The sequence below is a fragment of the Sphingobacterium pedocola genome, assembly GCF_015209965.1.
Lineage (GTDB): Bacteria > Bacteroidota > Bacteroidia > Sphingobacteriales > Sphingobacteriaceae > Sphingobacterium > Sphingobacterium pedocola.
In genome coordinates, this window is sequence record NZ_MU158689.1 from 368639 (window position 1) to 390523 (window position 21885).

At 38.7% G+C, this 21885-nt stretch carries 23 protein-coding genes; 8 read left to right on the plus strand and 15 right to left on the minus strand.

Annotated elements, in window-relative coordinates; genetic code table 11:
- Positions 1 to 2: 2 nt before the first annotated feature.
- The 11 genes from C4F40_RS01470 to C4F40_RS01515 all read right to left on the minus strand — a co-directional run bounded on the left by C4F40_RS01470 (position 3) and on the right by C4F40_RS01515 (position 9957).
- Positions 3 to 974 (minus strand): polyprenyl synthetase family protein, encoded by a 972-nt coding sequence (locus tag C4F40_RS01470; RefSeq protein WP_196937598.1) that lies wholly within the window; start codon positions 972 to 974, stop codon positions 3 to 5.
- A 58-nt stretch (positions 975 to 1032) separates the two neighbouring features.
- Positions 1033 to 1596 carry a DUF3109 family protein gene (locus tag C4F40_RS01475; protein ID WP_196937599.1) on the minus strand — a complete coding sequence of 188 codons (564 nt, stop codon included), beginning with the start codon at positions 1594 to 1596 and terminating at the stop codon, positions 1033 to 1035.
- Between the two features lie 7 nt (positions 1597 to 1603).
- Positions 1604 to 2398: a DUF3108 domain-containing protein gene (locus C4F40_RS01480; RefSeq protein WP_196937600.1), complete on the minus strand. Its 795-nt coding sequence runs from the start codon at positions 2396 to 2398 to the stop codon at positions 1604 to 1606.
- A 31-nt stretch (positions 2399 to 2429) separates the two neighbouring features.
- Complete coding sequence (locus tag C4F40_RS01485) at positions 2430 to 2945, minus strand: DUF2480 family protein (RefSeq protein WP_196937601.1); 516 nt, start codon at positions 2943 to 2945, stop codon at positions 2430 to 2432.
- A 63-nt stretch (positions 2946 to 3008) separates the two neighbouring features.
- Complete coding sequence (locus tag C4F40_RS01490; RefSeq protein ID WP_196937602.1) at positions 3009 to 5114, minus strand: peptidylprolyl isomerase; 2106 nt, start codon at positions 5112 to 5114, stop codon at positions 3009 to 3011.
- A gap of 140 nt (positions 5115 to 5254) precedes the next feature.
- Positions 5255 to 5863 (minus strand): LPS export ABC transporter periplasmic protein LptC, encoded by a 609-nt coding sequence (gene lptC, locus C4F40_RS01495; RefSeq protein WP_196937603.1) that lies wholly within the window; start codon positions 5861 to 5863, stop codon positions 5255 to 5257.
- Positions 5856 to 7181, minus strand: a complete 1326-nt coding sequence (locus C4F40_RS01500; RefSeq protein ID WP_196937604.1) for a porin family protein — start codon at positions 7179 to 7181, stop codon at positions 5856 to 5858. The genes lptC and C4F40_RS01500 overlap by 8 nt, the downstream gene beginning before the upstream one ends.
- 163 nt (positions 7182 to 7344) lie before the next feature.
- Positions 7345 to 8328, minus strand: coding sequence for a DUF6427 family protein (locus tag C4F40_RS01505; RefSeq protein WP_196937605.1), 984 nt, complete (start codon positions 8326 to 8328; stop codon positions 7345 to 7347).
- A 61-nt stretch (positions 8329 to 8389) separates the two neighbouring features.
- Positions 8390 to 8617, minus strand: a complete 228-nt coding sequence (locus C4F40_RS21640) for a CcmD family protein (RefSeq protein ID WP_313784902.1) — start codon at positions 8615 to 8617, stop codon at positions 8390 to 8392.
- Positions 8617 to 9282 carry a cytochrome c biogenesis protein CcsA gene (ccsA, locus tag C4F40_RS01510; protein ID WP_196939231.1) on the minus strand — a complete coding sequence of 222 codons (666 nt, stop codon included), beginning with the start codon at positions 9280 to 9282 and terminating at the stop codon, positions 8617 to 8619. The genes C4F40_RS21640 and ccsA overlap by 1 nt, the downstream gene beginning before the upstream one ends.
- Before the next feature lie 15 nt (positions 9283 to 9297).
- On the minus strand, positions 9298 to 9957 hold the full coding sequence (locus C4F40_RS01515) for a heme exporter protein CcmB (RefSeq protein ID WP_196937606.1): 660 nt from the start codon (positions 9955 to 9957) through the stop codon (positions 9298 to 9300).
- 139 nt (positions 9958 to 10096) lie between these two features.
- Here C4F40_RS01515 and C4F40_RS01520 point away from each other — a divergent pair, with 139 nt between their 5' ends.
- Positions 10097 to 11323, plus strand: coding sequence for an IS256 family transposase (locus C4F40_RS01520; RefSeq protein WP_196937607.1), 1227 nt, complete (start codon positions 10097 to 10099; stop codon positions 11321 to 11323).
- Positions 11324 to 11437: 114 nt separating this feature from the next.
- Here C4F40_RS01520 and C4F40_RS01525 read toward each other — a convergent pair whose 3' ends face one another.
- The 4 genes from C4F40_RS01525 to C4F40_RS01540 form a co-directional block, all read right to left on the minus strand.
- A complete protein-coding gene (locus C4F40_RS01525; protein WP_196937608.1) occupies positions 11438 to 11815 on the minus strand; it encodes a hypothetical protein in 378 nt (125 codons plus the stop codon).
- A gap of 95 nt (positions 11816 to 11910) precedes the next feature.
- Complete coding sequence (locus C4F40_RS01530) at positions 11911 to 13746, minus strand: ABC transporter ATP-binding protein (protein ID WP_196937609.1); 1836 nt, start codon at positions 13744 to 13746, stop codon at positions 11911 to 11913.
- A 71-nt stretch (positions 13747 to 13817) separates the two neighbouring features.
- A complete protein-coding gene (locus C4F40_RS01535; protein ID WP_196937610.1) occupies positions 13818 to 14348 on the minus strand; it encodes a hypothetical protein in 531 nt (176 codons plus the stop codon).
- Positions 14349 to 14443: 95 nt separating this feature from the next.
- Positions 14444 to 15232: an SAM hydrolase/SAM-dependent halogenase family protein gene (locus C4F40_RS01540; protein WP_196937611.1), complete on the minus strand. Its 789-nt coding sequence runs from the start codon at positions 15230 to 15232 to the stop codon at positions 14444 to 14446.
- A 259-nt stretch (positions 15233 to 15491) separates the two neighbouring features.
- Between C4F40_RS01540 and C4F40_RS01545 the strand changes: the two genes are divergently transcribed.
- From C4F40_RS01545 to hisH, 7 genes are all read left to right on the plus strand, one after another.
- Positions 15492 to 16466 carry a PhoH family protein gene (locus tag C4F40_RS01545; RefSeq protein ID WP_196937612.1) on the plus strand — a complete coding sequence of 325 codons (975 nt, stop codon included), beginning with the start codon at positions 15492 to 15494 and terminating at the stop codon, positions 16464 to 16466.
- A gap of 34 nt (positions 16467 to 16500) precedes the next feature.
- On the plus strand, positions 16501 to 17448 hold the full coding sequence (locus C4F40_RS01550; protein WP_196937613.1) for a phosphoribosylaminoimidazolesuccinocarboxamide synthase: 948 nt from the start codon (positions 16501 to 16503) through the stop codon (positions 17446 to 17448).
- 179 nt (positions 17449 to 17627) lie between these two features.
- A complete protein-coding gene (locus C4F40_RS01555) occupies positions 17628 to 17999 on the plus strand; it encodes an STAS domain-containing protein (RefSeq protein ID WP_196937614.1) in 372 nt (123 codons plus the stop codon).
- Positions 17999 to 18910 carry a ribonuclease Z gene (locus tag C4F40_RS01560; RefSeq protein ID WP_196937615.1) on the plus strand — a complete coding sequence of 304 codons (912 nt, stop codon included), beginning with the start codon at positions 17999 to 18001 and terminating at the stop codon, positions 18908 to 18910. The genes C4F40_RS01555 and C4F40_RS01560 overlap by 1 nt, the downstream gene beginning before the upstream one ends.
- Positions 18911 to 18958: 48 nt before the next feature.
- Positions 18959 to 20017 carry a histidinol-phosphate transaminase gene (gene hisC, locus C4F40_RS01565; protein WP_196937616.1) on the plus strand — a complete coding sequence of 353 codons (1059 nt, stop codon included), beginning with the start codon at positions 18959 to 18961 and terminating at the stop codon, positions 20015 to 20017.
- A gap of 2 nt (positions 20018 to 20019) precedes the next feature.
- Positions 20020 to 21159 (plus strand): bifunctional histidinol-phosphatase/imidazoleglycerol-phosphate dehydratase HisB, encoded by a 1140-nt coding sequence (gene hisB / locus C4F40_RS01570; protein WP_196937617.1) that lies wholly within the window; start codon positions 20020 to 20022, stop codon positions 21157 to 21159.
- Between the two features lie 124 nt (positions 21160 to 21283).
- Positions 21284 to 21874 carry an imidazole glycerol phosphate synthase subunit HisH gene (gene hisH / locus C4F40_RS01575; protein ID WP_196937618.1) on the plus strand — a complete coding sequence of 197 codons (591 nt, stop codon included), beginning with the start codon at positions 21284 to 21286 and terminating at the stop codon, positions 21872 to 21874.
- Positions 21875 to 21885: the final 11 nt, after the last annotated feature.

Genomic DNA, 21885 nt, shown 5'->3' on the forward strand with positions numbered 1-21885 from the left:
TCTTATTTTTTTCTTTCTGTGGTGAATTTGACCAGTTGCTGTAACCCGGTCTTGTATATGTTATCGGGAAATTGTGCTAAAATTTGAAAAGCTTCCTGCTGGTAAGCTAACATTTTTTCGGTTGCATAATCCAATCCACCGCTGCTTCGTACAAAATGAATGACTTCTTCTATCTTTCTACCGTCATCATTATGATTTTTAACCAAATTAATAATTCGTCTTTTTTCAGCGGAAGTCGTTTTACTTAACGCATATATAAGCGGTAGCGTCATTTTCTTTTCTTTGATATCATTACCGACGGGCTTGCCTATATCATCCACACCGAAGTCGAATAAATCATCTTTGATTTGGAATGAAATGCCTATTTTTTCGCCAAATTTGCGCATTTTTTCTAAAGTATCTGGAGCAGCATCTACCGATGAAGCACCACAGGCACAGCACGATGCGATAAGAGAGGCAGTTTTTTTTCGAATTATTTCATAGTAAATATCCTCTTTGATGTCCAACTTGCGGGCTTTTTCAATTTGTAAGAGTTCACCTTCGCTCATCTGCTCAACAGCTTCAGACACAATTCGGAGTAATTCGTGTTCCTGATTCGCTACGGATAAAAGCAAGCCTTTGGAAAGAAGGAAATCCCCTACCAGTACGGCAACTTTATTTTTCCACAAGGCATTCACGGAAAAAAAACCTCTTCGCTCATTGGCATTATCCACTACGTCATCATGAACGAGCGAAGCCGTGTGAAGCAGTTCTACTAATGAGGCGCCGCGATAGGTGGACTCATTAATTGTACCACATAGGCCAGCAGAAAAAAATACAAACATCGGACGCATCTGCTTACCTTTTTGCTTGTATAAATATTGAGTGATAATATCTAATAATGGAACAGAACTCTGCATAGATTGCTTGAACTTTGCTTCGAAAGTTTCCAGTTCTGTTGCTATGGGTTTTTGTATCTCTTTTAACGTTAGCATGAATGACGGTAAATATCAAATAGAGTCTAAATGATCCTTTAAAGATAAGAAAATAACTTTATAAAGATTTGACAGTTTTATCTAATTCTTCGAACCATTCTTCTCCATATTCGCGAATAAGAGGAGCCTTTAGAAATTTGTAAACGGGAACCTGAAGCTCTTTTCCGAAACTACACGCATCTTTACAAATATGCCATCTATCATAATGAAGCACGTCAAATTCAGGATAGTGTGTGGTACGAATAGGATAAAGGTGACACGAAATAGGTTTTTTCCAGTGTATTTCACCTAATTCATAGGCTTTTTCAATAGCACATTTCGTAATGCCATTCTCCCAGGTAACATATGCACACTCTTTATTGCCATCTACACATGTGGTTGTTAAGTCGCCATCTGCGTCGATAACATGTGTACCTTGTTCTTCAATGGCTTCAATACCTTTTGCCGTCATGAAGGGTTTTACTTTGGGGTATATTTCCTTTAATACATGTGTTTCATCTTTACGTAAAGGTGCTCCAGAATCGCCTTCTACGCAACAGACTCCCTTACATTTTGATAAGTTACAAACAAAATCGTTGTTTATCAAATCCTCATGTACTAACACATTACCAACCTCGATCATGATTTATTTATTTTGAATAGCTGACTTTTTTTCCAAGTTCGTATTTTAGCCCTTTTGCATCGGTGAGTTCCATGGTCACAGACCCAATTAGGATCTCGACATGTGCACGTACAGGAATCCGATTTCCATCATTTGTTACCCAAAGGTATAATTTACTGTTCTTTTTAAAGATGCGTCCTGGTTTTATTTCCGGACTGAATTTGATACATTCAACTGTACCTAGGCTTGTTTTTATTTTTTCTATACCTTCATATGTAATGCCCAGTTGTTCAACTTCATCGTTTAAGAAGTAGGAAATCTTGAAGGCATCGCCTTTTTTTAGAGAAGACAAATCTAAATTTCTTGCGAAGTAATAGGCGGATAGAAGGTCAAATGTTTGTAATACTGGCGTTTTGAAGGTGCCTTTTCTGCCTTTTACGGATCTGTTCCTGTGATCAAAAGTAGCGTACTCTTTACGCGTATAGCTGCCCTCACGTATATCTTCGGTATACAAATGTGGAAGGTAGGTATCTCCATCTATATAGGAGTCATATTTGTTTTTGACCGTATAAAATACAGAAAAAGCGCCCGAAGTTTCTCCGACCGCATTTAAGTGGAATGTTTCATTTCCACTAAATTTTAAATTGGATTTACTTACAGATAGAACTCCTGTCGCGGCAGACATAAAGCCGTATTTAAGTTTATAAGTCAACTTTTCGCCCTCTTTGAATGTTGGTTCTTTTAGATAAGGTAAGGTGTTTTGTCCCATGCTTACGGAAGCCGTAAATAATATAGACAGAATAAGTATATATATATATTTCATGTTTAATAGGACAATCTTACAAATAAAAAGTTTAACTTTTTCGCTTGAACACCGGAACGGTAGAGCAGGGCTCTCCATACATGATGCTCTTAGCCACTGTGCTTAGCTGAGTAGTAAATAACACAAATGCGCTTTCTGGGATATAAATATCTCCGCAACCTTTTACGACCACTCGTTGATCCTGATATTGAGAATAATCTATTTTAGTAATTTCCTCCAGGAAAAGGCGTTGTTGCACTTCTTCTAAGGTGCCAAATTGCACCGATTTTGCATACGGCGTTAATTTGTTGGCTAATATCATATAGGCCCACGTCGGAACAATAGCATCTGTTGAGCAGGTAATAGCAACGATTTTGTTTTGATAGTTTGACCATTCATGATCTTTAACGAATTCTCTAAAATCTTTTTCCTTTAGAATGAGGCCATGAAAAAGATTGTCCTTGATATCATAAAGAATAATATCCTCTTTCGGAGCATAATTAGCTAAATCTACCGTAAGTAGACCGCTTTGTGCTACTTTGTTAATTATGTTTTCCTGAATATCCATCTCGCATAAATATAAAAAAAGCCGGACAAATTACGGTCCGGCTACAAAAATAATTATAATATCTTAATAGAATCTAATACGATTGTCATCTATATCTGCATTGTCTTGAAGGGCTTTGAAGATAGAGCCCCAAGCACGTTGTTGTCTGTTAGACAACAACTGTTTTTGTTGTTCTTTTTTCTCCGTGTCTACCATCTCTTTAGGATTTACGAAGCTGTTTACTTGAACCACATATACACCTTGAGATCCTTCGATAGTTTTAGATGGCTTATTTGGCTGTAGCCCAAATACTGTACCCACTACTGCATTTTCCAAAGCCACTCCTGGAATTACAGGATTAGCTAGTACAATGTTTTCTACGCTAATGGCAGCTTTACCCAGTTTTTGTGCGACTTGATCAATAGAAGATGCACCACTTAGCGCATTGTCCATTTTTTCTTTTAGCATGCGTGCTTTAACGAAGTTTTTAACACCAAGTTCAATGTCCGCTTTTATGGCGCTTAATGGCTGGATACCTTTTGCGTTGATATGGTTAACTTTAGCTACGATAAAGTGACTGTCTGTCTCAAAAATTTTATCGGAAACTTCACCTTCTTTCGCTTCAAATGCCCAACGGGATAATTCCCTAGGAACTTCGGAACCATTTAGCGTATTGTCCATAGCCTGTGTTCTCGATGATTTTTCTACTTTCAACCCTTGTTTCTGAGCGAGTTCATTAAAGTTCTTACCGTCTGCACTGGTAAAAAACTCGTTTGCCTTAGCGTATACGGCATCTGTTGTTTCTTTTCCGGCAGTAATTACTTTGTCTACAATAGCTGCTTTTACAATTTTCGAGTTACCTATTTGTTTCTCGATCTTGATGATATGAACACCGAATTGAGAGTTTACGATAACTACGTCACCAGCTTTGCCGCCAAATGCCGCTTCTTCAAATTGTTGAACCATTTGACCACGAGGAAAAGTACCTAAGGAGCCGCCGTTGATTTTACTTCCTTGATCTTGGCTAAATTCTACCGCCAAGGCTGAAAAACTATCTCCTTTGCTGATTAAGCCCTTAATAGAATCTGCTTTAGCTAATGCCTTATCTACACCACCTTCCGCGGTAGGATTTAATAAAATGTGGCTAGCCTGAACTGAATCTGGACTGAATTTAGCATCAATCACCTTTGCTATTTCATAAGCTCCATTTGATAAGTAAGGTCCAACTGTCGTTCCTATATTAACGTTGAATAAAACAGAATCTAACGCTGGGCTTACCTGGCCTTTTCTGATATAGGTAACCGGATATTTTGTGTCTGAATGTTGCGTAGCAAACAGGGAATCATTTGTAGATGCGATCAAATCAGATTTTAAGCTCTGAATAGTTGTTAACGTTGTCGCTGAATCATTAGCTGTAGGTCTTGCATCAAATAATACATAATCTAAAGACCGAGATTCTTCCGGATTTTTAAATGAATTTTTGTGCTTATCATAGTATGCCTGATAATCGGCGTCTGTCAACTTGATGTCGGTTTCATTCACGGAAGAATAATCCAACAGCACATATCTGAAGTTGGCTAATTTATTTTTAGCGGTATATTCATCTTGTGCCTCCAACGCCGTAACATATACTACGTTATTTAATAAATTAGCATATTTTTCGTTCAGTCGTTGCGTACGGATATTGTCTAACAACATTTCCCATTGTGCGCTTACTTCTGAATTGCCATTCTTCGATTCGTTAATTACTTGATTTAGGTAATTGCGATCAAACTGACCGGTTTGCGGATTCATGAATGTCTGGGTGATTTGAGAAGATGGGTTGGGCCCCGTCACTAGATCGTTAAATTCTTTTTTACCGATAGTTAATCCTATTTTCTCAATTTCTGAGTTTAATAGTTCTTTTGAAATGAACTGATTCCAAACTTGTTGCACGGCAAAATTTCTGATTTGTGGAGTTTCCGCTCCTCCCATTTGTTGCTGGTACATCGCAGATGTTTGGTCTACTTGTGCGTTGAAAAGTTGGTAATCGATGACTTCTCCATTTACACTCCCTACCTGATTTTGCTTATTCATCCAAAAAGGCATTCCCGATTGGATAATGTCTCCTAATAAAAATGCAACAATTGCTAAACCTATTACGAATATCACTAATCCCGCACGGTTACGCAAATTCCCCATTAATCCCATATCTGTATACTGTATTTAAGTGTTCTTAGTTATTTAATTGACCTAATTTAAAACAAGGTGCAAGATACAACTTTTATGAAAAAAAATGTAATATTTTACGATTCTATGAAAACAATATTATTTTTTTGTGTTAAACTCGTTTAATTCCCAAATGAAGGCAATTGAGACTCACTCGAGGGAGTGAAGTATCCCGTCGGAAATTGCGTTCTGATGTCTACTAACTTATCATCGGCTTGAAACGACGCGGCCTGATAGCTTACTTTTCCGTCCTTATCCTCGAATAGAATATTGACATGGTTATAATAGATTTTCTTATTTTCATCGTAAAATAATTCCTCTGTTTTGATTTTTGAACCATCAGCTCGGGTGATGACCACGTTTTTTTTGAATTCGGTAATGCTTTCCTTGGCACGTTGCAGAGCATAGTCTGAAGTTACACGTTGGAGTTCTTGACCAGTGGCCTCATCGTAGAAAATAATTTGGACCCCTTTTTTGAATTCATAGTTACCTGTCGTGTCGTGATAAATACGCATTTCGGGAGCTGTTAATTGCGCTTTTACTTTTGCAGAGTCGCTATAGATTATTTTTACGTTTTTAGAAATATCCACCGCCTCTTCCTCTTGGATATTAGCAAGACGGTCAATATCTTTCATGTCATTTTCACAGCTATTAAACGATAAAACCCCTATTAGTGCGAAAAACAATAGGGGATAAAATCGTGTTTTTTCAGCGAAGATTAGTTTAATCATAGCTTCTCCTTCTGAACCAAGTATCGTTGATCGTGAACCCTAAGTTAATATTAATATAGCGCTCCCTTACCAAGTTGTTATTTAGCGTTCCTTGTTGTCCGAATTCGGCGGATATATTAATACGAGAGAAGGTAAGGCCGAAGTTTGTTTCAGAAAGCGGTAAGCCTAAACCAACTGTTACGGCCATATCTGCGATATCGTTATTATTTAATCGTATTTGTGTTTGGTTGTAGCGGAATCCTAAACGGTAATCTACGACGTTCCAATATTTAACAGAGGTCGGATCGGGTTTAAATTGCCCGCCTATAGCGACACCATAATTTTTACCTAACTTAATTTCTCCCTCACGTGTTTGGAAGTCACTCCAATCCGTGTATTTGAAATCGGCACCGACCATCCAGTTATAACCTTTGGACAGCGTGAAACCAATATTGTGTTTTAAAGGCAAGTTGATTTTTCGGTTTGCTCCTACAGTAGAGGAAGAGGTATCTAATGCAATATTCTGAAAATCGTCGTCCAATGATGGTTCGTTGCGGGTAACCAAACGCGTAGACTTGCTGTTGATCGTATTATTCAACGTTCCAGAGTACCCTACGGTGATGTTCATCTTTTTGCCTAGAGACTTAAAATATTGAACACCGTAATCTATTGTGGCTCCTCTTATTAATCGGGTTTCCTCCAGTCTGGCATTATAATTTCCCAATGTTAGTGGAAATTCTACTTGCGCTATGTCGGATAGATTTCCAAACAAGAAGCCTACATTCGCGCCTACGCTTAGTCCTTTAATCGGACTCAAACCATAACCTATAAATGCTTTATTAACACCACCTTCGCCTGATGCCGATTTCTTGTACGTTAGGGTGTCATATATCGAAACTTCTGAAGAGTTATAACCTACATCCGAAAAAGGCATTAATCCAAAAGCAATACCACCCGCCTTCGCCAGCGGAATCCCTATCGCGATATGGCTAAACGCGAAATCGGCGGTGTTATCAGTTGCCGACCCTTTTCCCAATTGCGTTATGTTACCGTATAGCCCTGCTTCCAAGATAGTTTTTGAAAACGCAGAGTAACTCGCGGGATTGGAAATATTGAGAATTGGAAGACCCGCTTGATAGCGTACGCCTGCCGCGATACCAGCCATCGAACGAGTTTGCGGTAATAAATCTTCACGCATTTGCCCCAAACCAAATTGAGAGTAAGGAGAATGAGAAGTGGATTTTTGAGCGTGGACTTGTAAATTACAAACCACGAGTCCTATACCAATTATGATTGTGACTGCCTTTTTGGTCGTATCGGCTTTAAATTTTTTATACATATATTTCTAAAATTCCGCTTCAGAATGAGTAACACATTTAGAGAAACTCGTTAGGTCAATCTTTGCTGATTTTTTCCGCTTTTTCGATACAAAACTATCTAATTTTTGATGAATCCGTTAGTTCATTTTGTTAAAAAAGGTTAAACGATTGTTTTTTAGCTGGTTATGAGAACTGAAAGTACGTAATAGTTCCTATAATGAGAAGGTATAATGTCTCATATACCCATTTCGTCTTCGCATAGTTAAAATAGTAGGCCAAATAGATAGACAAGGGTGGAGCACATAACAGAAAATGATTGATCGTAATATGATCATTTAGATAAAAAGATCCGCCTATTAATAACAGCATAAAAAATAACAGCTGGAATGATTTTCGAATATGGACTATACTTTTGAAATATTGATCTTTCAAGATGAACAGGAAAAAAATAAGTGCAATGACGATGGGGATGACTACGAGATAGTCGTAAATATCTACGTGCAAAGCCGCAGAAAACTCATTCGTAAAAGGCGAGAAAATAGCTAAAAAAATATCGAATTGGTCAACCCAATAGTAGATCGCTGCTAATAAAGCATATACAGTCGCTAAACCCAATAGTGGGGTCACCCATTCGCGCCAAATAAACGGTCTGAAGACAATCAAACTGATCCATAGCAAAAAAAATAGTACAATGAACGGGAAATATATCAGACTTCCTATTCCTACAATCATACCCAGATCAAACATCAAACCCTTTACATCAGCTTGCTTATAAATGTTAAATAGCTTGGTCAACATCCAGATAGTAATGAAATTACAGATCAGGGTGGGGGATAGTACTAAAAATGGAAGAAATAAGCTGACCAATGTCATATACATCAAGGCGATTAAGAAATTGGATCTTCCCAAAAAATTATAGTAATTAATTAATTTGTTGAGTAGGAAAGCTTGAAAAATCGTCAAAATTAGCGTAATAAATACATTCATAGACGGCGTAATATTTCCTCCAATTTGTATGCCTGCCAAATTGTTGATCGCGGGTTCAAATAGAATTGGGGTAAGGGTATCTGGCAGATGGAAAAAAACACCTAGACATAAAAATGCACCGATAATCGAAACTAGAACGATATTAAAGGGCGTGAATTTTCGATGTTGGTTTATAATCATGAATTAAGGATACAATTTATCGTGCTCTTGGGTTGAAAACGCTATGTATTTACCTACAAATCTACTTATGGTTTTCTAATTTTCTAATTTTGCGATCAATAGAAAACAGGTACAAAAAAACGCCAATAATTAAGGTAAGTACCACGAGGACAACCACCCATATTTTTCCAGAGCTTCTTAGGCCGGTTGCCATTTCTATTTGCGCCATTTGGGGTTGCGCAACTGCCATTCTCAGCAAACATATAATAGATAAAAAAGTTAACATTAAAGTTTTCATATAATACATCATCAATCTAATTTATTCCTGTTATTTTCTACTAATCTTAATCTATAGCGCAACGTGCATATCCATATGCCAGTGAGTATCCATCCGATAACGGCAGTATAAAAAATAGGACGTATATTGTGATCCATATCTATATCACTAAATGTGGAGTTTCCACCACTTCCAGGATGCAGGGAGTCTGTCAATTTGGGCAGAATATACAGTAGTACAATCATGATCGGGAAGGCAAAGATGTTGTAGACTGCGGATATTTTTGCTCTTTTTTGTTCTTCTTCTAGCGCATTGCGAAGTACGAGGTAAGCGAGATACATGAGTGTTGCTATAGCTGAACCATTCAGTTTAGGGTCATTTGGCCAAGGATCTCCCCATGTGATATTAGCCCACTGCATTCCTGTAAGAAGCCCTAAGAAGCAGAATAATATACCCACATTTACTGCTTCTACAGCCATGATATCGTGGTTTCGTTCTCCACTATTCAAGTATTTTACACTAAATATTACGGAAATTAAATATAATACGATCATACTAAACCACATCGGAACATGAAAATATATATTACGGATTGTTTCGTTTAATATCGGTAAAACCGGTACGGGCCCCATAAAGCCCGCAACTACGGAAGAAGAAACCATCACGGCTGCTAATATTTTCCACCAATTTTTTCTCATCATTGAACACACATTTTAATCCCTCCAAAGGTAAGGAAATAACAATAAAGAAATTGTAATTGTAATTACATTAATTGCTAGAAGCACCCCTATCTCTCCATAGCTGATAGCACGATCTAATCCTTGGAGGGCATTTTGAGAAAGCTTGATAAGTACAATTAAAAGAGGTATGACGACCGGAAAAGAAAGCACGGCCATTATAGTGCTATTATTCCCGGTTTTAGAACTAATACCCGATACCATCGTGAAAACTGTTGCAAAACTCACTCCACCTAATAGGATGGCTATAAAATAAATAAGTGGATCCCCGACAGGATTTCTGAAGACAATAGAATATACAAAATAAGCGATAATGGAAAGAAAGACCATCAGTAGCATATTGTATATTATTTTTGATAATATAACGGCTTTGGCACTTACAATACTGTAATAATAAAGTTGCCTGTATTGACTTTCTTGAACGAAAGAACGGCTGATAGCATTAATTGATGCAAAGAGTAGAATAATCCAGAATAAGGCATTCCAAACTAAAGTATCTACAGATTTGAAAGCTTGGTAACAAACAAAAACCGTAGATACTATATACAATAAGATACTATTGATAGCGTGTTTAGAACGCCATTCTAGTAGTATCTCTTTTGATACTAAAGTTTTGACTTGCTGAAAAAAGCTCATTTATGCAAACTTAGATAAAAAGCTTTGCATTCACGAACGACTAATACACAAATATGCGTAATTTACCGTGGGGTACGAGACTGTAAAATAAACTGTGTCAAGAATAATAAAGAGAAGTATTATTTTTGACATAGTAATTATGAGTATTAAGGAAAACGATTTTGATTTTGAGTCCATGAAGGACAAAGCGCTGGAACAGTTACGCAGCGGAGCATCACTTTATGGCAAGAACGGCGCTTTTGCACCTTTGATGAAGAAGTTTTTAGAAGCGGCGTTAGAAGCTGAGATGGAGGGCCATATGGACGAAGTTGAGCGCTCCAGCGGTAACCGGCGTAACGGCAAGTCCAGCAAGCAGATTCGCACCTCCGATGGCACGATCGATATCGACACTCCCCGTGATCGTCGATCTAACTTCGAACCCCAGCTCATTAAGAAACGTGAGACGATTCTAGCCGAGAGCCTGGAGAAGAAGATTTTAGGCATGTATGGCCTTGGTATGAGCCTGCGGGATATATCGAACCACATCAAGGAGATGTACGATACAGACATCAGTCACAGTACGCTTTCTTCCATTACCGATAAGATCATTCCCGAGGTCAAGGAATGGCAGTCAAGAAGCCTTGATTCCCTTTATACGATTGTCTGGATGGATGCGATGCACTACAAGGTGAAAGAAGACCATCGTTTTGTATCGCGGGCTGTATACAATATTCTTGGCGTTGACCGAAACGGTCACAAGCATCTGTTAGGGATGTATGTTTCGGAGAATGAGGGTGCTAACTTTTGGCTAAGCGTACTGACCGATTTACAGAACCGGGGCGTAGAGGATATCTTAATTGCCTGTATCGATAACCTAAAAGGATTTTCAGAAGCGATACAGAGTGTTTTTCCGGATACCGAAGTACAGACCTGTGTAGTGCACCAGATCCGTAACAGCCTCAAGTATGTGGCTAGTAAGGACCAAAAGGAGTTTATGAATGATCTAAAACCTGTCTACCGTGCCGATACATTGGATCTTGCCGGACTGCGGATGGATGAACTTCAGGACAAATGGGGGGAAAAATACCCAGTGGTCATCGACTCCTGGCGGCGTAACTGGGAACGTTTGACCACTTATTTCCGTTACGACAAATCCATCCGAAAATTAATCTATACGACCAATACGATCGAGGGATTCCATCGCCAAGTCCGTAAGGTCACTAAAACCAAAGGTGCCTTCACCTCGGACATGGCGTTATTGAAACTGATCTATTTAGCACATAAAAACATTAAGAAGAAATGGACGATGCCACTGGCCAATTGGGGAACAACGGCACAAAAATTAGCTATTTGGTTTCCCGGAAGAATGGTGTTAGATTTGCAATAAGCAAAATGGTTCAATTACCACCCCGCGGGGTGGTAATTGAACCATTGACACAGTTTGTTTTACACTCCCTGGGGTACAAAATACAATCGTCTCTAAACAGCTGTTACTTGATAACTAGGCGTTAGAAATATCTGATTTTGCTTTGTCCGCAACATCTTCTGCTTTCGTTGAAAATTTATTTGCTGCATCTGAAGCCTTGCTTGCCCAGTCTGTGGCTTTTTCAGACGCTTTATCTATCACTTGTTTACCCACATCCTGAGCACGAGCTTTAAGACCTTCTAAATCTGATTTTGCGGTTTTAGCGAATTTAGCCGCTTTTTTTGCCTCTTTTTTAGAAATGTCCTTTATCGATCTAGTAAGATCTTTGATGCCTTCATTTGCGCGATCTAGTTGTTTCTTGCCGTCTTCCGTACCGAGTAAATAATATGCGGCTGTACCTACTGCTAATCCTAATAATGCAAATGCTACTAATCCATTTCTATTCTTTTCCATGACGTGTGTGTTTTTATAATTATTCTGTAATCTACTTGTTTTAGGTAAACAACTGTTATTCCAAAAAGTTTGGAATAAATATAATTAACGAAAATTTAACGCTCTACCTTTTGCGTAGATTGTAATGTAAACAGATGATGATATAAACCACTTCCTTTAGAAAGCAGATCGATATGGTTACCAAAGTCCGAAATAATTCCATTTTCAACAATTAAGATAGAATCGGCGTTCTTTATAGTAGAAAGCCGATGGGCGATGACAATCGATGTTCGGTTTTTCATCAATTCTTCTAAGGCTTCTTGTACAAGTCTTTCTGATTCAGAATCTAAAGAGGAAGTCGCTTCATCGAGGATCAAAATAGCAGGATCTTTTAATAGCGCCCTTGCAATGGCAATGCGCTGTCGCTGTCCCCCAGATAATTTTACGCCTCTTTCACCCACTAACGTGTCATATCCATCTGGAAATCCCATAATGAAGTCGTGAGCGTTTGCACGCTTGGAGGCTTCAATAATACTTTCCGCATCAGCATCTAGTCGGCCATAATTAATATTTTCGCGGATAGTTCCTCCAAAAAGAAGTACATCTTGGGGGACAATTGCTACTTGATTCCGGATATCGGTCAACGAAAAACTAGAAGATACCCTGTCGTCATACCGGATTTCTCCCGATTGTGGTTGATAAAATTGTAATATCAGCGAAGCTATAGTCGATTTACCTGTTCCACTTGGGCCTACAATTGCTATTTTTTGCCCAGCTTCAGCCGTAAAAGATATGTCTTTTAGAATTTGGATATCGCGCCTTGATGGATAAGCAAAGGCAACATGATCAAATGTGAGCTTACCTCGGATTATTCGGCTAATTTCTTTATCATCTTCCGTTACTTTTATATCTTCTGTTTTTTCATTCAAAATCTCAATTACACGTTCACTAGCTCCTAATGCCCGTTGGATACCGGCATATAATTCTGGAAAACTTCCCATGGAGCCCGCGACAAACATAGAGTACAGAATGTAAGTTGTAAGATCACCCACAGTGATTTCACCCGATGAGACTAATAAAGCGCCATACCAGATCACGGCAATGACCGCTCCAAATATGCAGAAGATAATAAAAGACGCAAATACTCCACGATAGGTAGCACCTTTTACCGCTAAGCTGACTACTGAATCTAATTTCTTTGAATATCGCCTGGCTTCGTAGAACTCATTTACAAAAGCTTTGACATTACTAATGCCGAGCAATGTCTCCTGAACAATGCTGTTGGAGTCTGCCAATTGATCCTGAGTTTGTCGCGAAAGACTACGGATAAATCTTCCAAAAAATATAGCCGTAACCACCAATATTGGCAATATACACAGATTCATTAAGGCTAGCTTGGGCGACACGACTATTAGTAAAATTATACCTAAGGCTAGGCTAATCGCCTGACGAATTATCTCTGCTACAGTTGTAGTCATCGTGTCTTGTATTTGAGATAAGTCCGATGAGAGTCTGCTATTCAGTTCGCCCACCCTTCTATTCGCAAAAAAATCGATGGGTAGCGTAATTAATTTATAATAGGTATCTCGGCGAATGCTCGCCAAAGCTTTTTCGGCTACTTCAACAAAAAGTCTAATCCGGAAAAACGACATTAGAGATTGAAAAAATAGAATACCTAACGAGAGCGACCCGATGAAAAGAATGCTACTTGGTAACCAGGGGTAGGTTTGTTTGCCTTGAGCCGAATCTATCATAGCACCCAGTAAGGCAGGAAAGGTAAGCATAGTAAGACTGGATAAAATCAAAAAAACCATCCCAAACAGGAATTTTGTACGGTAGGGTCTGAGGTAAGAAAATATTTGAAATGCTTTCTTCGCTAATGCCTTATTTAGCTTGGGTTTCGGTAAATCCTCGGAATGTGAATCCCCACTATTCAATCTCGGTCTGGCCATTTATACTATTCTTATATCTATTTCGAGAGGCAAAGATAAAGATATAATGTTTGGCGGTTATCAAACTTTCGTCACTTTTTGGGATTTAATACCTTATGCTGTTTATAAATAATAAGTCCTAATACGGTAATAATGGAGAAGCTAATGTACAGCGTATCGTTTCCGTTAAGTCCCTTACTCTCCTGTGTTTTAATTTCTTCTTTGAACCTGTCGTTTTCCTGTTGAAGTTTGGAGATCGTTTTCATGTAGGCCGTTACTTGTGTGTCAAATTCCGTAGCTAACTTTTGAAATCTCGCACGTTCATCATCTTTGAGAGCAAGCAGTTTGCGCGTTTCGATGAAAATTTTGTTGTCATTGATGACGATCATTTTCAGGATATCAATAGACTTTTGCATATCTCCTTTTGTTTTGAAGATCCCGAATACGCCTGTTTTCTGATCCAGCGAAATATTATATTCTTCAAATTTGCGACTACGCTCATCTAATAATGTATTTACCCGCTTACGTTGTTGCTCAAAGGAGGCAGAATCAACTTGTAAGTTCTGAGAAAATAACGGATGACCTAAGCCTATTAATATAATAAAATACAGTATTTTTTTCATGGGTAAAAGTTATTACTACTTAACTCCTCAAAAGTGCCGTGTAAGAAGTTATTCTTAGAGATTTATAGGTTTTCTGCCCTAATGTCGGCTTCTTTTTAATTATCTAGAAATTTAACCATGATAGTCTCGTCTTGGTGTAATCCCAGCAGATTACTCGCATGACCTTTATTAATGGCGATTTCCAAATAATTACTGATGCCGAAAAGACAAAGCTTTTCACCTTCAGATACTTCATTGTAATGCCAGCTCATTTTTTCAATGGTCTCATTACGTTTGAAAAATAAGGTAAAATTCCGACCTCTTTGAACCTGATTAAATAGGTCTTTACTGATATTACTGATGACATTGCCAAAAGAATCGATATAAGAAACATGACCTTTGATGATGTTATTGTTTTCAATAATCGGAAGGAGAGGTTTCTTTTTAAGCGGTTCCTCGATTTTTGATCCCAATTCGCTGATATTTCCTCCGTTGGCGATATGACAGGCGGCCTTCACCAAGATGTCTGCCAACGGAAAATGAAGAAATCGAAGGTCCTGCATCACTTCGATTTCAACCAACTCTTCTGCTTGGTCGTCGCCTAATATAATGCTAAATATCCCGTTGTCTGCTCCTACAAAATAGTGTCCATCATATTTCATGGCAACATAGCTGCCCCCTTCCTGAAATACCGTGTCTATTCCGATTAAGTGAACTGTGTTTTTTGGAAAGTAGTGGTAAGCATTCTGTAAGATAAATGCTGCATTTTGGATATTGAAAGAAGGAATTTCATGGCTGATATCGAACAAACGAACGTCAGGTAGCAATGATATAATGCTACCTTTGAGTGCGGCTTGATAAAAGTCGCGGTATCCCAAGTCCGTTGTTAATGTTATTACTCCCATACTAACAGCACGTTGTCTTTTGAAACGCGCTCAAAATAGCTTTACGAATTCTTTGTCGAGCTACAAAAGTAGCAAAACTGCTCATCTTGCGTGCTAAAAGCCCTCAAATTAATTAATATTTTTTACAATTCTTAATTGGCCAATTTAAGTTTGTAAATTTGAATGTTTTAGTATAAGATATTGACAAAAACTCATTCGGAAATCGAAAATCTTATCTATATTTATCCACAAGGTATTACAAAGTTAAATTAAAAATAATTTGAGCGAATTAATCATCAATCTAGATAGCGTAAATCTAGTTTCCTTATGGGGGGCACAAAATGAAAACTTTGAGTTTATAAAAACTGCATTTCCGAAATTGCGCTTGGTGGCGAGAGGTGATGAATTGAAAGTGCTAGGTGAAGTCGTTGAACAAAAGATTTTTGAAGAATCTTTTAATAGGATATTGGATCACGCTGCAAAATTTAATTCGTTGTCGGCATTAGATTTAGAAGAATTGCTGCGTTCAAGAGTTGCTGCTTCTGTGTCGGTTAAGAAAGAAAAATCGGAAGAAGGGCGGGTTGCCTTTAAGGGAGAACCTATCGTGTATGGGCCGAACGGCTTGATCGTGAGGGCACGGACGGCCAATCAGCTTAAGATGGTAGAGAGTATTAATAAAAATGATATTATTTTTGCCATAGGTCCAGCAGGTACGGGAAAGACGTATACCGCGGTCGCTCTAGCTGTACGCGCTTTACGTAATAAAGAAATAAAACGTATTATTCTGACGCGTCCGGCAGTGGAAGCGGGAGAGAACTTAGGTTTTTTGCCCGGAGACCTGAAAGAGAAGGTCGATCCGTACTTGCGCCCATTGTACGACGCGTTGGATGATATGATACCGGTAGAAAAGTTAAAAGGTTATTTAGAGAATAGAACAATCGAAGTGGCACCGCTAGCATTTATGCGCGGGCGGACATTGGATAATTGTTTTGTGATTCTGGATGAGGCACAAAATGCGACAGATATGCAGCTCAAAATGTTTTTGACGCGTATGGGGCCTACGGCTAAATTTATCGTAACGGGAGATCTGACGCAAATAGATTTACCGAAAAAGACACAATCTGGATTGGCTACTGCGGTGAAAATACTGGAAAATGTAGAAGGTATAGATGTTATACATCTCACCGGTTCGGACGTAGTTCGCCATAAATTAGTGAGAAGAATTTTAGAGGCTTACGGCGATTTAAACACTTAGAATAAAAAGGGGGTACGTTGCGTACCAATAATATATGAACGCGATAAACGAAACAAATTTTAATTTTGACAAGCAGACTGCTTTTTACAGAGGTAAGGTTAGAGATGTATATACGATCGATAATCAATATTTAGTGATGGTGGCGTCAGACCGTATTTCGGCCTTTGATGTCGTATTACCTCGTTCTATACCTTACAAAGGACAAGTGTTAAATCAGATTGCAGCTAAATTTTTGAAAGCCACGGCTGATATCCTACCCAACTGGGTCATATCCGTTCCCGATCCCAGTGTCACTATTGGGCAGATGTGCGAGCCTTTTAAAGTTGAAATGGTTATTCGTGGGTATTTAGCAGGGCACGCTTGGCGTACCTATGCAGCTGGGGGGCGCGAATTGTGCGGAGAAGTATTAGCTGAAGGGTTGAAAGAAAATGACAAACTCCCTGAACCAATCATTACACCAACTACTAAAGCAGCTGTAGGCCACGATGAGGATATTTCCAAAGTCGATATTTTAGCGAATGGAATAGTTAGTGAAGAAGATTACGTGCAACTGGAGCAATATACCAAAGCGCTTTTTCAACGCGGAACAGAGATCGCAAAAAAACGAGGGTTAATCTTGGTCGATACAAAGTATGAATTTGGTAAAAAAAATGGAAAAATCTATTTGATAGATGAAATTCATACCCCCGACTCTTCCCGCTATTTTTATGCAGAAGGATATGAAGAGCGTCAAGCCGCAGAGGAGCCTCAAAAACAGCTCTCAAAAGAATTTGTTCGTCAGTGGTTGATAGAAAATGGTTTCCAAGGCAAAGATGGACAGCAAGTCCCAGAAATGACAGAAGAGATCATACGGTCTATTTCAGAACGTTATATCGAGCTTTATGAACATATTACAGGCGAAGAATTTATTTATCCCGAGGCCGAGGAAGTGCTGACTCGAGTGGAAAAAAACGTAAAACAGGCATTGTCAACTTTGGGTTAACTCATCGAAAGTGGAGTGATACCCGGCTGCAAGCCATATTGAGGATATGTTAAGCAAAGAAATGGCTTTAACCGTCAAATAATATACATATGAAATATCCAGGTAGCAATGGCTACACAAACACGAATGAATATAGTTTGGATATTCCATATGGCCGTTAAAAGACAAATAATATACATATGAAATATACGATAGATAAGCACGAAAGATATGTCGTCATTGAACCTTTAACTAAGCAGTTAAACGGTGAGGTCGCCGCATTTTTAAAAGGCGAGTTCATGTTACGCAACAGCAGTGGTCAACGTAATATTATTTTGGATCTGTCGAATGTTGAAGAGTCGGATGAGGAAGGAATCCGTATGGGCTTGCTAGCTCAGCGTCTATGTGGTGCTGTTGGAGGTGTATTTATTCTGACCGGCGTATGCTCGCAGATCGCAGACCTCTTAAGAATGGCCGGATTGGAGAACAATTTTACTATCGTAAAATCTATTAGTAAAGCAGAAGATTTGATCTTTGGTAGTGAAATACAGCGTGAGTTACGGGGGGAATAATGAGATTTGAAGTGCTGATTTTGGGAAATAGTTCGGCTACACCGATGTACGAACGGCATCCCTCATCTCAAGTTTTGAATTTCAATGAACAGCTGTTCTTGATCGATTGCGGTGAAGGGACGCAGATGCAACTTTTCCGTTATGGAATAAAGAGTAATAAGATTTCGCATATTTTCATCAGCCATTTGCATGGCGACCACTATCTGGGATTGGTGGGATTATTATCCTCCATGAATTTAAGCGGAAGAAAAAATGAATTACATCTGTATGCACCAGCAGCGCTTAAGGAAATTTTAGATATACAGTTTAAATACTCGGATACCGTATTGCGTTATGACCTTATTTTTCATTCCACCAATCCGGGAGAGCCTGAAATTATTTTACAAACTAAAATGTTAACGGTTACTTCTTTTTCATTGAGACATCGTGTACCGACTACGGGCTTTCGTTTTGATGAAGGGAAGCGATCAGCTTCTTTAATCCCCAAAAAAATAGAAAAGTTAAATATACCCACTGTCTTTCTCTCCCAGTTAAAAAGAGGCATAGATTGTACAGATACGGATGGTACGCTATATAGCGCTTCTGAATTGACATCGCCAGCACCTCGATCAAGAAGTTATGCCTATTGTTCAGATACGCGTGCCTTCGCAAGCTATATCTCCGCAATACAACACGTGGATTTGCTCTATCATGAAACTACCTTTTTACATGAAATGGTAGATCGGGCGGAAGAAACTTTCCATAGTACGGCTTTAGAGGCTGCTGAAGTAGCATTACAAGTCGGAGCTTGCAAATTGTTAATGGGTCACTATTCGGCTCGATACCGCGATTTGACACCATTATTAACCGAAGCGAAGTCAAAATTTTCGAATACACATCTTTCTGAAGAAGGTAAGTGGTATTTAGTTTAGTGATTTTGTAGATTTTTCCCCATATTTACACCTCCAAAATAGTAGACAATGAATATGTCTTTCAACTTAAATATATTATTACGGGACAATATCAAGAATTTGGTCCCCTATTCATCAGCGCGCGATGAATTTAAAGGAGAAGCATCCGTATTATTGGATGCCAATGAAAATGCTTTTGGTTCTCCGTTAGCACAGCATTACAATCGCTATCCGGATCCTTTACAGCATCAGGTAAAAGAAAAATTATCCACGATAAAAGGCGTTCCTGTCGAGAATATATTTTTAGGTAATGGTAGTGATGAAGCCATTGATATTTTGTATCGCGCATTTTGTCGTCCACAAATGGATAACGTTATCCTTGTACCTCCAACATATGGTATGTACGAGGTGTCTGCTAATATAAACGATGTACCTGTCCGTAAAGTTAATTTGACAGCAGATTACGAATTGGATATGGAAAATATTGCAGAGGCCATCGACACCAATACAAAAATGATCTTTATCTGTTCGCCGAATAACCCCACTGGAAATAGCATCAATAGAAAAGATATAGAAACTATACTTACCTATTTTCCTGGTATCGTAGTTATCGATGAAGCGTATATCAATTATTCGAGACACAAATCATTTACGCAAGAATTGGCGGAATATCCGAACTTGGTGATCCTTCAAACACTTTCAAAAGCTTGGGGATTGGCGGCCCTACGCTTAGGTATGGCATTCGCCAGTAAAGAAATAGTTGATATATTCAATAAAATAAAACCCCCATATAATATTAATCAAGCTACCCAAGAATTGGTTTTGGAAGCGTTGAACGGAGTAGATATTGTGAACGAATGGATCAAAGAAGCTGTGTCAGAACGGGATAAACTCAGTTCAGATTTAGAGAAATTTGAACAGGTTTATCATATCACCCCTTCAGACGCCAATTTTATATTAGTTAAATTGCAAGAACCGAGAGCGTTATATACATATTTAGTAAGCAAAGGTATTATCGTTCGTGACCGTTCTAAAGTCGAGCTTTGTGAAGGATGTCTTCGGATTACCGTGGGAACACCCGAAGAAAACAAAAATTTAATAGCTGCGTTACAGCAATTTTATAAGTAATCATGTCAGAAAGAGTGAAAAGAGTCCTATTTATAGATAGAGATGGTACATTAATAGTAGAACCGGAGGACGAACAGATTGATTCCTTTGCCAAACTTAAGTTCTATCCCGGCGCCCTGCAATATTTGCCTAGGATTGCGAGAGAACTTGATTTTGAGTTGATCTTGGTTTCAAATCAAGACGGGTTGGGTACAGATTCACATCCTGAAGTTAACTTTTGGCCTGTACATCATTTTATCATTGACACGTTTAAAGGCGAAGGAGTAGAATTTGCACAAGAACATATCGATAGAACTTTTCCAAATGAAAATGCACCTACCCGAAAACCCGGCATAGGAATGCTAGGGAATTACTTTGATGCTGCGAAATACAATTTGGCCGATTCATTTGTGATTGGTGACCGGGTAAATGATGTGAAATTGGCTCAAAATTTAGGCGCTAAAGTGATTTGGTTGCGTAACAATGACGAGCTTGGAAAAACGGAAAACCTTGAGATTTCGGATGAGGTGGTTGCACTGGAGACGGCGCACTGGAAATCTATATATGAATTCTTGAAGTTGGGAACGCGTACGGGAGAACATCACCGTAAAACAAACGAAACGGATATCTACATCAAATTAAATTTAGATGGTTCAGGGAAATCAGATATCGATACAGGATTACCTTTCTTCGATCACATGCTGGATCAAATCGCAAGGCACGGAGCCATAGATCTGACTGTTAAAGCCACAGGAGATCTTCATATCGACGAGCACCACACAATCGAAGACACCGGCATTGCACTCGGTGAGATTTTCTTGAAAGTTTTAGGTGATAAGCGAGGTATTGAACGATATTCTTATACTTTGCCTATGGACGACTGTCTGGCACAAGTTGCATTGGACTTTGGAGGACGTAACTGGATTGTTTGGGAAGCCGCATTTAAAAGAGAAAAAATAGGAGATATGCCAACGGAGATGTTCTTCCACTTCTTTAAATCATTTTCTGACGCATCTAAATCAAATTTAAATATCAAAGCCGAGGGTGATAATGAGCATCATAAAATTGAAGCAATATTCAAAGCCTTTGCAAAGTCAATAAAAAAAGCGGTACGTCGCGATGCAGACAATATGCAATTGCCGAGCACGAAAGGCGTGTTGTAGAATAGGGGATAGGAGTTAGGATTAAGGATAAAAGAGTAAGGATTAAGATAAAAGATAAACGTCAGATCTCAATACTTAATACTCATTACTAGCTACTTAATACTCATTACTCAATACTAATAGAATGATAGGAATAGTAAATTACGGAGCGGGTAATATATTTTCACTCACTGCAGCATTGCAGCGAATCGGAGTGGATTACGGTATGATTAATCAGGTGTCGGATTTTGATCGATATGATCATATCATCATTCCGGGCGTAGGTCACGCAGGTGCTGCAATGCAAAAGCTGCGCGAGACAGGCCTTGTGAACGATATTTTGCAGCTAGAGAAGCCCGTTTTAGGTATATGTGTTGGCATGCAGCTTTTAACGGCTCATTCCGAAGAAGGAAATGCCGATTTACTAGCTGTATTCCCATTGAAGACGTTACATTTTGACCAACGAATCCAGCTCAAAGTGCCTCATATGGGATGGAATAGTGTGCGGGCTGAAAATGAATGCCCTTTATTCCAGGATGTTCCCGATAATACGTATTTTTACTTCGTACACTCTTATTTTATTGAATACAGTGCACAATATACTGGAGCTGTTTGCGAATACGGTCTACCTTATTCTGCTGCGATTCAAAAAAATAACTTTTATGGCGTACAGTTTCATCCGGAGAAATCCGGTAAACACGGGGAACAGCTTTTGTTAAACTTTTCGAGAATATAATTTATTAAAAT

What these genes read in the sequence shown, in the direction of transcription:
- C4F40_RS01470 (WP_196937598.1), bottom strand. Translation starts at nt 974, where the DNA reads ATGCTAACGTTAAAAGAGATACAAAAACCCATAGCAACAGAACTGGAA.
- C4F40_RS01475 (WP_196937599.1), bottom strand. Translation starts at nt 1,596, where the DNA reads ATGATCGAGGTTGGTAATGTGTTAGTACATGAGGATTTGATAAACAAC.
- C4F40_RS01480 (WP_196937600.1), bottom strand. Translation starts at nt 2,398, where the DNA reads ATGAAATATATATATATACTTATTCTGTCTATATTATTTACGGCTTCC.
- C4F40_RS01485 (WP_196937601.1), bottom strand. Translation starts at nt 2,945, where the DNA reads ATGGATATTCAGGAAAACATAATTAACAAAGTAGCACAAAGCGGTCTA.
- C4F40_RS01490 (WP_196937602.1), bottom strand. Translation starts at nt 5,114, where the DNA reads ATGGGATTAATGGGGAATTTGCGTAACCGTGCGGGATTAGTGATATTC.
- lptC (WP_196937603.1), bottom strand. Translation starts at nt 5,863, where the DNA reads ATGATTAAACTAATCTTCGCTGAAAAAACACGATTTTATCCCCTATTG.
- C4F40_RS01500 (WP_196937604.1), bottom strand. Translation starts at nt 7,181, where the DNA reads ATGTATAAAAAATTTAAAGCCGATACGACCAAAAAGGCAGTCACAATC.
- C4F40_RS01505 (WP_196937605.1), bottom strand. Translation starts at nt 8,328, where the DNA reads ATGATTATAAACCAACATCGAAAATTCACGCCCTTTAATATCGTTCTA.
- C4F40_RS21640 (WP_313784902.1), bottom strand. Translation starts at nt 8,617, where the DNA reads ATGATGTATTATATGAAAACTTTAATGTTAACTTTTTTATCTATTATA.
- ccsA (WP_196939231.1), bottom strand. Translation starts at nt 9,282, where the DNA reads ATGAGAAAAAATTGGTGGAAAATATTAGCAGCCGTGATGGTTTCTTCT.
- C4F40_RS01515 (WP_196937606.1), bottom strand. Translation starts at nt 9,957, where the DNA reads ATGAGCTTTTTTCAGCAAGTCAAAACTTTAGTATCAAAAGAGATACTA.
- C4F40_RS01520 (WP_196937607.1), top strand. Translation starts at nt 10,097, where the DNA reads ATGAGTATTAAGGAAAACGATTTTGATTTTGAGTCCATGAAGGACAAA.
- C4F40_RS01525 (WP_196937608.1), bottom strand. Translation starts at nt 11,815, where the DNA reads ATGGAAAAGAATAGAAATGGATTAGTAGCATTTGCATTATTAGGATTA.
- C4F40_RS01530 (WP_196937609.1), bottom strand. Translation starts at nt 13,746, where the DNA reads ATGGCCAGACCGAGATTGAATAGTGGGGATTCACATTCCGAGGATTTA.
- C4F40_RS01535 (WP_196937610.1), bottom strand. Translation starts at nt 14,348, where the DNA reads ATGAAAAAAATACTGTATTTTATTATATTAATAGGCTTAGGTCATCCG.
- C4F40_RS01540 (WP_196937611.1), bottom strand. Translation starts at nt 15,232, where the DNA reads ATGGGAGTAATAACATTAACAACGGACTTGGGATACCGCGACTTTTAT.
- C4F40_RS01550 (WP_196937613.1), top strand. Translation starts at nt 16,501, where the DNA reads ATGAACGCGATAAACGAAACAAATTTTAATTTTGACAAGCAGACTGCT.
- C4F40_RS01555 (WP_196937614.1), top strand. Translation starts at nt 17,628, where the DNA reads ATGAAATATACGATAGATAAGCACGAAAGATATGTCGTCATTGAACCT.
- C4F40_RS01560 (WP_196937615.1), top strand. Translation starts at nt 17,999, where the DNA reads ATGAGATTTGAAGTGCTGATTTTGGGAAATAGTTCGGCTACACCGATG.
- hisC (WP_196937616.1), top strand. Translation starts at nt 18,959, where the DNA reads ATGAATATGTCTTTCAACTTAAATATATTATTACGGGACAATATCAAG.
- hisB (WP_196937617.1), top strand. Translation starts at nt 20,020, where the DNA reads ATGTCAGAAAGAGTGAAAAGAGTCCTATTTATAGATAGAGATGGTACA.
- hisH (WP_196937618.1), top strand. Translation starts at nt 21,284, where the DNA reads ATGATAGGAATAGTAAATTACGGAGCGGGTAATATATTTTCACTCACT.